The sequence below is a fragment of the Micromonospora sp. NPDC047187 genome, assembly GCF_040643355.1.
GTDB lineage: Bacteria > Actinomycetota > Actinomycetes > Mycobacteriales > Micromonosporaceae > Micromonospora > Micromonospora salmantinae.
The window spans coordinates 111,858-124,495 of record NZ_JBEYUF010000003.1 but is presented as its reverse complement, the minus strand read 5'-3'; the positions used below and the strand labels follow the sequence as shown (position 1 = coordinate 124,495).

Below are 12,638 nucleotides of genomic sequence, written 5' to 3'. Positions count from 1 at the left end.
GTGAGCGGGCTCTGGGCGGACCTCGCCGACCTGGTGCTGCCCGCCGACTGCGCCGGTTGTCGGGAGCGCCGACCCGGCCTGCGGCACGGGGTCTGCCCCGCCTGCGTCGTGGCGCTGGGTGCACTACGGCCACTGGCGGTCCGCCCCACCCCCGCCCCGCCGGGCCTGCCGTCCTGCGTCGCCCTCGGCCCGTACGCGGGTCCGCTGCGCGAGACCCTGTTGGCGTACAAGGAACGCGGCCGACACGGGCTCGCTCGCCCGCTCGGCGCGCTGCTCGCCGAGGTCGTCGCGGCGGCCGTCGGTGGGGCCCGTCCGCTGGCGTTGGTTCCGGTCCCGGACACCGCGGCGGCGGCCCGGTCCCGCTACGGGGACCACCTCGACCGGCTGGCCCGGCACTGCGCGGCCCGGCTCAACCGGAGCGGCTGGGTGGTGCGGGTGCACCGTCCGTTGCGGGCGTCGCCCCGGCCCGACTCGGTCACCCTGGACAGCGCCGAGCGTGCGGCGGCGGCCGAGGCGGCATTCCAGCCCCGCTCGACCGGGCCGGTCCGGGGGCGTGCCGGGGGCGCGGCGCCGGTCGTGGTGCTGCTCGACGACATCGTCACCACCGGCGTGACCCTGGCCGCCGCGAGCCGGGTGCTGACCGCGACAGGATGGGCACCGAGTGTCGCGGTGGTGCTCGCGGCGACCGAGAAAAGACACCAGTCGTAACCGACAGTGTTTCCGTTTCACCCGTTGGTGTATGAGCTGCGAAAAATCCTGGGCCGTCTCGGCAACATGGGGTGACTGCCGGGCAAACAGGAGTTAGCGTTTCGCTGTCGGGGGTAGGAGGTCGTTCCACCACCCTCGGCGGTGAGAGGAGGCGTAGCCGTACCAACCGGTCGACGCCAGCGGGTCTCCCCACGGCGCGCGGCCGGGCAACCGGATCGAAGACCGTCCGAACAAGGGAGGTCACGTGGACATCGTGGTCAAGGGCCGAAACGTCGAAGTGCCGGACCATTACCGGGTACACGTAGCCGAGAAACTCGCGAAGATCGAACGCTACGACCACAAACTCATTCGCGTTGATGTCGAGCTGTTTCACGAGCGCAATCCGCGCCAGGCCGACCACTGCCAGCGGGTGGAGATCACCTGCGTTTCCCGGGGCCCGGTGATTCGGGCCGAAGCCTGCACGAACGACTTCTACAGCGCGCTCGACGCGGCCATCGCGAAGCTCGACACCCGGCTGCGCCGCGCGGCCGACCGCCGCCGCGTACACCGGGGCCGGCACGCGCCGATCTCCGTCGCCGAGGCCACAGCGGGCCTGCCGGTTGCGGACCTGGTGCCCAGCGCGCTGAGCGCGCCGAGCGATGGCGCCCGCGCCGGCACCGCGGTCGCGGAGCGGGTCGAAGAGGAGCAGGACGACCAGCCGTGGCACATCGCCCGGGAGAAGGTGCACCCGGCCGAGCCGATGACCATCGACGACGCGTTGTTCGAGATGGAGCTGGTCGGCCACGACTTCTACCTGTTCCAGGACAAGGAGTCCGGCCGCCCCAGCGTCGTCTACCGGCGCCACGCGTACGACTACGGCATCATTTCCCTCGCCACCTGACCGGTAGCCGATCCGCGTCGACCATGGAGTTGTGGTGGGGAAACGCCCACCACAACTCCATGGTCCGTCAGCGGACGTCGGCGGGGAGCAGCGCGAAGGTCAGGTCGTCCAGGCGGGTGCCGGCCAGCCCGGGCAGCCGGCCGCGCTGAAGGGCCTCGCGCCGAAAACCGACCCGCTCCAGCACCCGGTGCGAGGCGGTGTTGTCCGGCACCGTGCCGGCCGACAGTCGGGCGACACCGGCCGAGCCGAACGCCCAGCCCGCGAGCAACCGGACCGCTCGCGTCGCGTACCCCCGGCCGCGCCACTCCGGCAGCAACGCGTAGCCCACCGACGCCTCGCCGGCGGCCACGTCGGTGTACGACAAGCCGCAACTGCCGACGGGCTCGCCGCTGGCCACGTCCGTGATCAGCAGCCTGGCGATCTCGCCGGTCAGCCAGCCGCTCTGCGCTTGACGACAACGCCGCTCCATCGCCTCGCGGGTCGGCGGCACCGGCGGCGCCTGGTTCGCCACCACCTCGGGTCGGCTGTGCAGCCGGTACATCAGCGCCGCGTCGTCCGGACCGAGTGGGCGCAGCGCCACCACCTCGTCGGTGAGCACCCCGCCGGGCAGGTCGGGCAGCAGCCGGGCGGCAGGGCCGGGCGGATCACCGGCGACGCGTACCCAGGCCAGCAGGTCGTGCCGGCCCGCGTCCCGGGACGCACCGGCCGACCGGCGCAGACCCTCGTAGCGGAAGCCGGCGGCCAGCGCGACCCGCTGGCTCGGACCGTTCTCCGGTTCGGTGAGCAGCTCCAGTCGGGCCGCCCCGGCGGCGAACGCGTGCTCGCTCAGTGCGCGGGTCGCCGCGGTGGCCAGCCCGCGACCGCGCGCCGCCGGTCGCATCCAGTAACCGATCTCCAGCTGACCCCGAGCGGGCACCGGGTTGTTCAGCCCCACCGCGCCGAGCAGCCGATCGGTCGCGGGGTCCGCGACGGCGTACGCCGTGCCGCCGCCGGTCCAGGCCGCCGGGGCGCCGACGTCGATCCACCAGCGGGCGTCGGTCTCGGTGTACGGCGTCGGCAGGTTCGACACGAAGCGTTGAGTCAGCGGGTCCGCGCAGCCGTCCACCACGTCGGCGCTGTCCTCCGCGCGAAACGGGCGCAGCCGCACCCCGTGCGCCTCGACGACCGGCCGCGGATTCATCCCAGATCCTTCGCGAGAAGCGCCCCGACCCACACGTCCACCCGCTCGCCCCGGTGCTGCACGCCGCCCCGGGCGATTCCCTCGATCAGGAAGCCGGCCTTCTCCGCCGCCCGGCGGGAGGCGGTGTTGCCCACATTCGCCTTCCACTCGATCCGCGCCAGGCCCAACGTGCTGAAGCCCCAGGCGCTGACCGCTACCAGCGCGGCGGGCAGGTAGCCCCGGCCCCGGGCCGCCGGCGCGGTCATGAAGCCGGCGTCGGCCACCAGCGGGTCGGCGGGGGAGAGCCGCAGGTCGAGCGTGCCCGCGTACCTGTCGTCGGAGTCGGCGATCACGAAGCAGGCGGCGTCCCCCCGAGCCCAGGCGTCCCGGCCGTAAGCCTGGTAGCCCTGCGCGTCGGCGCGCTCGTACGGGTCCGGCACTGTCGTCCAGCGGATGCTCTCCGGGTCCCGACAGGTCTGCACCACGGCGTCCAGGTCCTTCTCCTCCATGGGCCGCAGCCGCAGCTCGCCGGCCCCGGTCTCGGCGAACAGAACGGGCTGCGGGCGGCCGAAGACGGCGGCCCGCAGGGCGGCGAGGGTGCCCGGTCCGGCCGGACCGGTCGACCCGGCGGCAGGCACCTCGCCGGGCAGCAGCGAGCCGATCCAGCCGTCCGCGCTGCCGGGCAGCGCCGGGTTGGCCAGCCGCAACCTGCCGTCGATCCGGAAACCGGCCCGGAGGGCCACCAGCCGGGAGGCGTGGTTGCCCACCTCGGCCTGCCAGACGAGCCGGCGAAGCCCGAGGCTGTCGAACGACCAGCGGGCCACCGCCCGGGTGGCCCGGACCGTCACGCCCCGACCACGCGCCCAGGGCGCCGTCCAGTAGCCGATCTCACCGGTGCCGTCCTTGTCGATCGAGATCAGCCCGCTGGAACCCAGCAGCTCCCCGGTGTCCGGGTCGCAGACCGCGAACGGTGCCCCGGTGCCCTCGGCCCAGGCCTTCCGGCTCATCTCGGTGACAAATCCGCTGGCGTGTTCCGGCCGGTACGGGCGCGGTACGTTGGTCCAACGCTGGATGTCCGGGTCCTGGCAGGCTCGGTGCACGGCCTCGGCGTCCGTCTCCCGCCAGGGCCGCAGCAGCAGGCCGTCCTCGATGATCTCCACGGGCTCCACTCGTGCATCCTGCCGTAGCGTTCGCCGACGGCGTAACCGGATAACGTTTGGAGCGTGCGCAGGACGCGAGTTATGTCGGGTTCGGCGGGGTCGAGCACCGCCACCAGTGACCATCGGGCCGATGGAGCGCCTACGATGGTTCGAGACTGTCTAGGGGAGCGTTGATCCGTGTCGATTCTGGAAAAGGTCCTTAACGCGGGCGAGGGCCGCATGGTGCGACGGCTCAAGGCCATCGCCGCCGCCGTCAGCTCGATCGAGGACGACTACGTCAACCTCACCGACGAGGAACTGGCCGGCATGACCGAACAGTTCCGGGAGCGGCTCGACGAGGGTGAGACCCTCGACGACCTGCTGCCGGAGGCGTTCGCGGTGGCCCGCGAGGCGGCCGCCAGGGTGCTCGGCCAGCGCCCGTACGACGTCCAGGTGATGGGTGGCGCGGCGCTGCACTTCGGCAACATTGCCGAGATGAAGACCGGTGAGGGCAAGACGCTGACCTCGGTCATGGCCGTCTACCTCAACGCGCTCTCCGGCAAGGGCGTCCACGTGATCACGGTCAACGACTACCTCGCCCAGCGTGACGCGGCGTGGATGGGCCGGGTGCACGAGTTCCTCGGGCTGACCGTCGGCGTGGTGCTGCCCAACCGGCCGGCCAGTGAGCACAAGGCCGCCTACGAGTGCGACATCACCTACGGCACCAACAACGAGTTCGGCTTCGACTACCTGCGCGACAACATGGCCTGGTCGAAGGAAGAGCTGGTGCAGCGCGGGCACAACTTCGCGGTGGTCGACGAGGTCGACTCCATCCTGATCGACGAGGCCCGCACCCCGCTGATCATCTCCGGTCCGGCCGAGCACTCCGCCCGCTGGTACGGCGAGTTCGCCGGCGTGGTGGCCCGGCTCCAGCCCGGCACCGACGGCGAGGGCGACTACGAGGTCGACCACTCCAAGCGCACCATCGCGGTGACCGAGCGGGGTGTCGCCAAGGTCGAGGACCGGCTCGGCATCGACAACCTGTACGAGTCGGTGAACACCCCGCTGGTCGGCTACCTCAACAACGCCATCAAGGCCAAGGAGCTCTACAAGCGCGACAAGGACTACATCGTCAGCGACGGTGAGGTCCTGATCGTCGACGAGTTCACCGGTCGCATCCTGCACGGCCGTCGCTACAACGAGGGCATGCACCAGGCGATCGAGGCCAAGGAAGGGGTGGAGATCAAGCAGGAGAACCAGACCCTGGCCACCATCACCCTCCAGAACTACTTCCGCCTCTACGAGAAGCTGTCCGGGATGACCGGTACGGCGCAGACCGAGGCGAGCGAGTTCAACAAGGTCTACAAGGTCGGCGTCGTGACCATCCCGACCCACCGCCCGATGGTTCGCGAGGACCGGCCGGACGTCATCTACAAGACGGAGAAGGCCAAGTTCAACGCCGTCATCGAGGACATCGCCGAGCGGCACCAGATGGGTCAGCCGGTGCTGGTGGGCACCGTCTCGGTGGAAAACTCCGAGATCCTCTCCCAGTTGCTGCGCCGCCGCGGCATCCCGCACAACGTGTTGAACGCCAAGTTCCACGCCCGGGAGGCCGAGATCGTCGCCCAGGCCGGGCGTAAGGGCGCGGTCACCGTGGCGACCAACATGGCCGGCCGCGGCACCGACATCCTGCTCGGCGGCAACCCCGAGTTCCTCGCCGCGAACGAGCTGCGCCAGCGCGGCCTCGACCCGCTGGAGAACGAGGAAGAGTACGCCAAGGCGATGGAGGAGGTCCTTCCCACCTGGAAGCAGGCCTGCGACGCCGAGGCGGAAGAGGTCTCGGCGGCCGGCGGCCTCTACGTGCTCGGCACCGAGCGACACGAGTCCCGGCGGATCGACAACCAGCTGCGTGGTCGCGCCGGCCGGCAGGGCGACCCGGGCGAGTCCCGTTTCTACCTGTCCCTTCAGGACGAGCTGATGCGGCGCTTCCGGGCCGGAGCGGTCGAGGCGGTGATGGAGCGCTTCAACATCCCGGAGGACGTGCCCATCGAGTCGAAGATGGTCACCCGGCAGATCAAGAGCGCCCAGGCCCAGATCGAGGGCCAGAACGCCGAGATCCGCAAGAACGTGCTCAAGTACGACGAGGTGCTCAACAAGCAGCGCCAGGTCGTCTACGCCGAGCGACTCCGGGTGCTCAACGGTGAAGACCTCTCCGACCAGGTCCGCAACATGATCGACGACACCGTCGAGGCGTACGTGCGGGGCGCCACCTCCGACGGCTACGGCGAAGACTGGGACCTTGAGCAGCTCTGGTCCAGCCTCAAGCAGCTCTACCCGGTCGGCGTGACGATCGAGGAGTTGGAAGAGGAGGCCGGTGGCTCCCGGGCCGGCATGGACGCCGACTTCCTGGTCGCCCGCCTCAAGGAGGACGCCAACGCCGCGTACGACCGGCGTGAGGAGCAGCTCGGCACCGAGGGGGTGCGCCAGCTCGAGCGGATGGTGCTGCTCCAGGTCATCGACCGTAAGTGGCGCGAGCACCTCTACGAGATGGACTACCTCCAGGAGGGCATCAACCTGCGGGCGTACGCCCAGCGTGACCCGGTGGTGGAATACCAGCGCGAGGGCTTCGACATGTTCGCCACCATGATGGACGGCATCAAGGAGGAAACCGTCGGTTTCCTCTACAACGTCGACGTCCAGGTGACCGAACCGGAGCCGGCGGAGGGGGCCGACGAGGTCACCCTGCTCGACAAGCCGGTGGAGATCCGGGCCAAGGGCCTCAACCAGGCGCCGCGGCGGCAGGGCCTGCAATACTCCGCCCCCACCATCGACGGTGAGGCCAGCCCGGGCGCGGTCGCCGTGGAGCAGGCCGAGCAGCAGGCTCCGGCGCTCGGTGTGGGCCGACCGGCTCCGGGTGCTCCGGCGGCACCGGGGCGGAGCGCGCCGTCCGCGCCGCAGCGGCCGGCATCCGGGCTGCGTGGCCCGGCAGTTCCGTCGGCCGCCGCCCGTCGGCCGGCACCGAACCAGGCGGAGGCGAGCAACGGTCCGTCCCGCAACGCGCCGTGCCCGTGTGGCTCGGGCCGCAAGTACAAGCGCTGCCACGGCGCCCCCAACGGCGGCAACTGACAAACAGCAGCTGCACCGACAGCGTCTGACCGACGGGTCCCGGCCGACCAGGCCGGGGCCCGTCGTTGTCGTGTGAGCCTCGCCGGCGACCGGGGCAGGTGGGGTCAGAGCACGTGCAGGGCAACGCAGAGCCAGCGGCCCCGGCGATGTTCGAGGCGCAAAGCCATCGCCCAGCTTCGGCCGCCCGCGCCGGTGAGGACGGCTGCCGCCTCCACCGCGGCGTCGCGGGGCTCACAGACCCGCAGGCGTAGCAGCCGGACCAGTGGTCGGCCGCTACGGCGGCGGGACGTCCCGGCCCGGCCGGACGCGCGGGCGAGTTCGGTCAGCAGGTCGCCCGCTCGGGCCGGGTCGAGCAGCGCCCGCACCTGGGCCGGCGAGCGGTAGCCGTTGACCACCTCCAGGCAGGTGCCGACGAAGCGGTGCGCGGCTCGGGTGGTTTCCGGTGCGGTCGACGGCGGCAACGACGCAACCGGGTGGGTGGCGGCGGACCTGCTGGGCACCGGGCGCAGAGCTGCTCGCCGCTCCGGCGGCCGGACCGGGCTGGGACGGGTGGAGGCGAACAGGTCGAGGGCGAGTTGGCCGTCGGTCGGCGCCGGCCAGTACGACCCGTCGGTCTCGTCGGCGTACGGCGGGTCGAAGGGCGGGACGGGGCGCAGCCGAACGGGTGGTCGAGAGGGACCGGGTCGGGCTCCGCTCATCATGGCCCCCTTGATCTTGCGTTTGCCTTCGTTTGCCTCCGACAGTCTCGATTCTGGGCGACAGAACAGTCTCGGTCAATGGCTTCGTGGCGGCTTCCGCCCGTCTGCTACTCGGGATCGCGGTCGACCAGCGGGTTGCTCTGCACCCAGTCTGCCGTTTCGTCATATTTGCGCGCTATGTACTCCTCCAGTCGAGCGCGCTCGACGCGCCACTGGCCGCGCCCGCCGATCTTGATCGCCGGCAGTTCGCCGCTGCGCACCATGTGGTAGACCTGCGAGTCCGACACGTTGAGTTCGGCGGCCACGTCGGAGAGCAGCAGGAACCTCGGCTCCACAGAAACTCCCGGGGTTGATGTCGTTTGGCTCAGTTTGCCACCGACAGCCCTCGCCGCCCAGCACCGCACCTGGTTGGTGGCGGACCGACCACGCGGGACACACCGGCCGGGAACTTCCTCCGACCGGAGGCGGGGTGTATGACGGTCACGGCGTGCGGCATGATCTGCGCCCGTGCCGGCGGCCGCCGGTGGAGGACGACGCGGGGAGACGACCGGTGACCGACGAGCTTGTCCGGGTGTACGTGCCGGCGACCGTACCGATGCTGGCCCGGCTGCGTGCGGAGGGGCTGGCCGCCGATGAGGCGCACGCCGTGACTCCGGCGCTGCGCGAGTGGTACGCCGAGGGTGACGAGGAGGAGTTGGAGTACGTCGCCTTCACCCGGGCTGCCCAGGACGCCCTGCACCTGCTCCGGGCCGACCCGACCGCTCCCCGCCGCCGCGTCGTCATCTCGGTCGACCTGCCGTCGGCAGCGATCGGGCGTGGCGACGGTGAGTTGGGCTCCAGCACTGTGACGTTGACCGACGCCGTGCCGGTGGGCGCCGTCGCGGCCATCCACGTGGACGGCACGGACGCGGCCGAGCAGGTCGGCGCGGCGGCCGACGTGGTGGCCGAGGCGGCGGCTGGTGACCCGGACGCCCAGTTCACTGTCGACGGCGCCGAGGACCACGAGCTGGAGTGGTACGACGTGACGGAGCTGGACCAGCTGCTAGGCGCGACCGACTGAGCCGGGACGCCGCCCCAGCAGCAGCCGGACACCGGACGCCGGGCACGCCCACCTGGGCCGCACGCCGGCCTCGGTCAGGCGTCAGCGAGCCGGGTCGGCCTTCGCCGGGTCCGCGTCGGTCGTCTTGGCTGTGTCGTCGTCGAACGTCTCGGCCGGGTCCGCGTCGAACGCCTTGGCGTAGCCCGGCTTGTCGTCCGCCGGGTCGACCTGGTCCGCGACGGGGTTCGGGACGTGGGCCGGTTCGTCGTCGTCGCTGTGGGCCGGGCTGAGCGTGCGGCCGAACGCGATGAGCGCGGTCAGCGCCCCCACGAAGAGCACCCAGATGCCGTTGTCCACCCGCGAGGTGCCCAGCGAGGTCTGCGCCACAGCGTCCGCCTCACTGAGCGCGCTGGCAAGGTCGAGCAGCGACCGCCCGCCAACCCTGATGATCACTTCGGCGAGCAGCAGGAGGAGCCCCGGCCCGGCGCCGGCGAGCAGGTACGCCGGCCAGCGCAGCGCCGGGGCCTCGGGATCGCGGCGGACGGCTCGACGCCGTGCCCAGGTCAGGTAGCCGAAGGCCAGTAGCCCGGCGAGCAGCCCGGCGACGAGCGATTCGGTACGGGACACCCACTTGGCCGCGTTGATCAACGATTCCTGGCTGTCGCCGGAGCCGAAGAGGTCGAACAGCGGGTCCCGGGCGCGGCTGAACGCGACCACGAAGATCAGTGTGCCCAGCGCGGCGGTGACCACGGCGCCGATCGCCGGGGCGGTCCGCGCGCCGGCCAGCGCGCCTCCGATGATCGCCGCGGCCGCCGTGGTGCCGGCGATCACGTTGGTGGTGGACGTGTCGAAGTAGGTGAGGTTGATGGCCACCGCGGCAGCGAGCCCGACCAGCATTCCGCCGCCGATCGCCCCGGCGAAACGCAGGGTGGCCCAGTCGCCGTACCGGCGGGCCAGCAGGTTGCCACCGGCCAGCGCGACGGCAGCGCCGGCCACCAGCGCGGCCGAGATCACGCCGGGCAGGGCGAACGCGGAGAGGCTGATCGCGGTGACCCCGGCCGCCGCCGAGGTGATGGCCTCCCGGGTGGACCAGAGCATGGCGGCCAGCCAGCCGAGCGCCAGCAGCGCGAGCACTGCGGCGCCGGGGGCGGGCAGCGGCCGACCGCCGGCGCTGGCCGCGTCGACTGCCGGCTCGTCCGACTCAGCGGCCGGGACGCGGCCGGGCTGCTTGGTCATCGTCTCCCCTTCGAGGCGGCAGGTCACCGACCATTCAGGGTACGCGGGCCCGCTGGGCTGCCTGCCGCCCCGGGACAGCGGGACGGATCGAGACCGGTCGGTAAGGGGAGGAGGGGTGGGGCGGTCCTTGGCGCAGGGCGGTGGCGGAGGTGGGTCGCGCGGCCCGTCATGGGAGAATCAGGGGAGGTCCCGCCGCTGCTCGGCCTCCCGTGCGGCGTCCGGTGTCCGACCATCCGGTCGGTGCCCGCGGGTCCGGTTTCGCCACTGCTGTCGAGATCGCCAGGAGCCTTGATGGATGCCGTGTTCTCCGTTCCCGAGCCGCGCAACGAGCCGGTTCGCAACTACGAGCCGGGCAGCCCCGACCGGGACCGGCTCCAGCGGCGGCTGACCGAGCTCGCCGCCGAGCGCATCGACCTGCCGATGACCATCGGCGGTGAGCAGCGGATGGCCGGCGGTGACCCGATCAACGTGGTGCAGCCGCACAAGCACGCCCACGTGCTGGGGGTGACCGCGCACGCCACCCACGACGACGCGCGGGCCGCGACCAAGGCGGCCAAGGACGCCGCGCCGATGTGGCGGGCGCTGCCCTTCGAGGAGCGCGCCGCGATCTTCCTGCGCGCCGCCGAGCTGCTCGCCGGTCCCTGGCGGGACACGCTCAACGCCGCCACCATGCTCGGTCAGTCGAAGACCGCGATCCAGGCGGAGATCGACGCGGCGTGCGAGTTCATCGACTTCCTGCGGTTCAACGTGCACTTCGCACGTCGCCTGCTCGAGGAGCAGCCGGCGTCCTCGCCCGGCGTCTGGAACCGCTTCGACCACCGCCCGCTGGAGGGCTTCGTCTACGCGGTCACCCCGTTCAACTTCACCGCCATCGCCGGCAACCTGCCGTCGGCGCCGGCCCTGCTGGGCAACACTGTGGTCTGGAAGCCGGGCCCGACCCAGCAGTTCGCCGCGCACTTCACCATGCGGCTGTTCGAGGCCGCCGGCCTGCCGCCCGGCGTGATCAACATGGTCACCGGCCGGGGCGAGGAGGTCTCGGACGTCGTGCTCGCCGACCCGGATCTGGCCGGCATCCACTTCACCGGTTCGACGAAGGTCTTCCAGCAGTTGTGGCGGACCGTTGGCGACAACATCTCCCGTTACCGGGGCTACCCTCGCCTGGTCGGCGAGACCGGCGGCAAGGACTTCGTCGTCGCGCACACCAGCGCCGACGTGGACGCTCTGCACACCGCGCTGATCCGTGGCGCGTACGAGTACCAGGGCCAGAAGTGCTCGGCGGCGTCGCGGGCGTACGTGCCGCGCTCGATCTGGGAGGGTGGGCTGCGGGACCGGCTGGCCGCCACCGCCGACTCGCTGACCTACGGTGACGTGTCCGACTTCGGCAACTTCGGCGGTGCGGTGATCGACGACAAGGCGTTCGCCCGGCACACCGCCGCGCTTGAGTTGATCGCCAGTGACGACAGCTGCCGGGTGCTGGCCGGTGGCACCGCCGACGACTCGGTCGGCTACTTCGTGCGACCGACGCTCTTCGAGTGCGGCGACGCCGCCCACGAGACCTTCACCACCGAGTACTTCGGGCCGATCCTGGGCGTGCACGTGTTCGACGACGCCCGTTTCGACGAGGTCGTCGCGCAGGCGGAGTCGATCGCCCCGTACGCGCTGACCGGCTCGGTGTTCGCCACCGACCGCCGGGTCGTCGAGTCGGTCGGCGAGCGCATGCGGTACGCCGCCGGCAACTTCTACATCAACGACAAGCCGACCGGCGCTGTGGTCGGGCAGCAGCCCTTCGGTGGCGCCCGCGCCAGCGGCACCAACGACAAGGCCGGCTCCTGGCTGAACCTGGTCCGCTGGATCTCCCCGCGGACGATCAAGGAGACCTTCGTGCCGCCGACCGACCACACGTACCCGCACATGGGCTGACCGGCGACGACCCGCCGGCGGCGCGCGTGGGCGCCGCCGGCGGACGCCCGGAATGTGGCGATCCATCGATAGTCCTCAACGGACAGTCTGCCGCCGACAGTGCACTTAGGAAGTCCTGTCGGGTGGCAAACCGGCAAATCCTGGACGCCGGGTGCGCAAAGTGGCAGCGTAGTGGGCATGGCGGATTCCGGAGTCAACCCTACGGCGGCGGCCCTGCTCGGCCTCCTCCACGAGGGCCCGATGACAGGCGGTCAGTTGATGGCCGCCGCTGAGCGCCGTCTGGCGCCGTACTGGTCGATGACCCGCAGTCAGGTGTACCGCGAGTTGCCGGTGCTGGCTGAGCGGGGTTTCGTGCGGCTCGGCAAGCCGGGCCCGCGGATGAGCCAGCCCTACGCGCTCACCGCCAGCGGAAAACGAACGTTTTCCCGCTGGCTCGCGGAGAACCCGGGGCGGGACACCATCCGCAACCCGATAGCGCTCCGGATGGCTTTCGGCAACCTGCACTCCGCCAGCCAGCTGAAGGGCCTGTACGCCTCGGCCAACGAATACCACACCGAGGCCCTCGCCCAGGTCCGGGAGCAGGTGAAGAACGCCAAACGGGACGGCGAGACGTACGACGCCAGCGCGCTGGAGTTCGCCGTCGCCTACCACCGGGCGGCCCTGTCGTGGTTGAAGTCCGCCCCCGTCGGGTGACGGTCAGCGGGTTCGCGCATAGGGAACGAGCTGCTCCGCT

Annotated in this window: 11 protein-coding genes; 6 read left to right on the top strand and 5 right to left on the bottom strand. The window is 71.5% G+C overall.

Annotation, left to right across the window (positions count from 1 at the left end):
• Both ABZ794_RS07890 and raiA read left to right on the top strand, forming a co-directional pair.
• Positions 1 to 708: a ComF family protein gene (locus ABZ794_RS07890; protein WP_357514805.1), complete on the top strand. Its 708-nt coding sequence runs from the start codon at positions 1 to 3 to the stop codon at positions 706 to 708.
• Positions 709 to 952: 244 nt separating this feature from the next.
• Positions 953 to 1,588, top strand: a complete 636-nt coding sequence (gene raiA, locus ABZ794_RS07885; RefSeq protein WP_210784508.1) for a ribosome-associated translation inhibitor RaiA — start codon at positions 953 to 955, stop codon at positions 1,586 to 1,588.
• 67 nt (positions 1,589 to 1,655) lie between these two features.
• Here the strand turns inward: raiA and ABZ794_RS07880 are convergent, their stop codons facing one another.
• Both ABZ794_RS07880 and ABZ794_RS07875 read right to left on the bottom strand, forming a co-directional pair.
• Positions 1,656 to 2,768 carry a GNAT family N-acetyltransferase gene (locus ABZ794_RS07880; RefSeq protein WP_357514803.1) on the bottom strand — a complete coding sequence of 371 codons (1,113 nt, stop codon included), beginning with the start codon at positions 2,766 to 2,768 and terminating at the stop codon, positions 1,656 to 1,658.
• Positions 2,765 to 3,916 carry a GNAT family N-acetyltransferase gene (locus ABZ794_RS07875; RefSeq protein WP_210784510.1) on the bottom strand — a complete coding sequence of 384 codons (1,152 nt, stop codon included), beginning with the start codon at positions 3,914 to 3,916 and terminating at the stop codon, positions 2,765 to 2,767. The genes ABZ794_RS07880 and ABZ794_RS07875 overlap by 4 nt, the downstream gene beginning before the upstream one ends.
• 168 nt (positions 3,917 to 4,084) lie before the next feature.
• On the opposite strand from ABZ794_RS07875, the gene secA reads away from it, so the two are divergent.
• Positions 4,085 to 7,012: a preprotein translocase subunit SecA gene (secA, locus tag ABZ794_RS07870; protein WP_210784511.1), complete on the top strand. Its 2,928-nt coding sequence runs from the start codon at positions 4,085 to 4,087 to the stop codon at positions 7,010 to 7,012.
• Positions 7,013 to 7,116: 104 nt separating this feature from the next.
• On the opposite strand, the gene ABZ794_RS07865 is transcribed toward secA, so the two are convergent.
• Both ABZ794_RS07865 and ABZ794_RS07860 read right to left on the bottom strand, forming a co-directional pair.
• Positions 7,117 to 7,713, bottom strand: coding sequence for an Rv3235 family protein (locus ABZ794_RS07865; protein WP_238691103.1), 597 nt, complete (start codon positions 7,711 to 7,713; stop codon positions 7,117 to 7,119).
• Positions 7,714 to 7,817: 104 nt separating this feature from the next.
• Entirely contained in the window at positions 7,818 to 8,045 is a 228-nt protein-coding gene (locus tag ABZ794_RS07860) for a helix-turn-helix domain-containing protein (RefSeq protein WP_030490852.1), read from the bottom strand.
• Positions 8,046 to 8,260: 215 nt separating this feature from the next.
• On the opposite strand from ABZ794_RS07860, the gene ABZ794_RS07855 reads away from it, so the two are divergent.
• The gene (locus ABZ794_RS07855) at positions 8,261 to 8,770 is read left to right on the top strand and encodes a hypothetical protein (protein ID WP_210784513.1); all 510 of its coding nucleotides are present in this window, start codon (positions 8,261 to 8,263) and stop codon (positions 8,768 to 8,770) included.
• Between the two features lie 81 nt (positions 8,771 to 8,851).
• Here ABZ794_RS07855 and ABZ794_RS07850 read toward each other — a convergent pair whose 3' ends face one another.
• Complete coding sequence (locus ABZ794_RS07850) at positions 8,852 to 9,985, bottom strand: hypothetical protein (RefSeq protein ID WP_357514799.1); 1,134 nt, start codon at positions 9,983 to 9,985, stop codon at positions 8,852 to 8,854.
• Between the two features lie 291 nt (positions 9,986 to 10,276).
• Between ABZ794_RS07850 and pruA the strand changes: the two genes are divergently transcribed.
• Together pruA and ABZ794_RS07840 are read left to right on the top strand one after the other, a co-directional pair.
• Positions 10,277 to 11,905 carry an L-glutamate gamma-semialdehyde dehydrogenase gene (gene pruA, locus ABZ794_RS07845; protein WP_210784514.1) on the top strand — a complete coding sequence of 543 codons (1,629 nt, stop codon included), beginning with the start codon at positions 10,277 to 10,279 and terminating at the stop codon, positions 11,903 to 11,905.
• Positions 11,906 to 12,082: 177 nt separating this feature from the next.
• A complete protein-coding gene (locus ABZ794_RS07840) occupies positions 12,083 to 12,598 on the top strand; it encodes a PadR family transcriptional regulator (protein ID WP_091393967.1) in 516 nt (171 codons plus the stop codon).
• Positions 12,599 to 12,638 lie beyond the last annotated feature (40 nt).

Excerpts from the sequence above, each read along its gene's own strand:
- ABZ794_RS07880 (WP_357514803.1), bottom strand. The coding sequence starts at position 2,768 with ATGAATCCGCGGCCGGTCGTCGAGGCGCACGGGGTGCGGCTGCGCCCG.
- ABZ794_RS07865 (WP_238691103.1), bottom strand. The coding sequence starts at position 7,713 with ATGATGAGCGGAGCCCGACCCGGTCCCTCTCGACCACCCGTTCGGCTG.
- ABZ794_RS07850 (WP_357514799.1), bottom strand. The coding sequence starts at position 9,985 with ATGACCAAGCAGCCCGGCCGCGTCCCGGCCGCTGAGTCGGACGAGCCG.
- pruA (WP_210784514.1), top strand. The coding sequence starts at position 10,277 with ATGGATGCCGTGTTCTCCGTTCCCGAGCCGCGCAACGAGCCGGTTCGC.
- ABZ794_RS07840 (WP_091393967.1), top strand. The coding sequence starts at position 12,083 with ATGGCGGATTCCGGAGTCAACCCTACGGCGGCGGCCCTGCTCGGCCTC.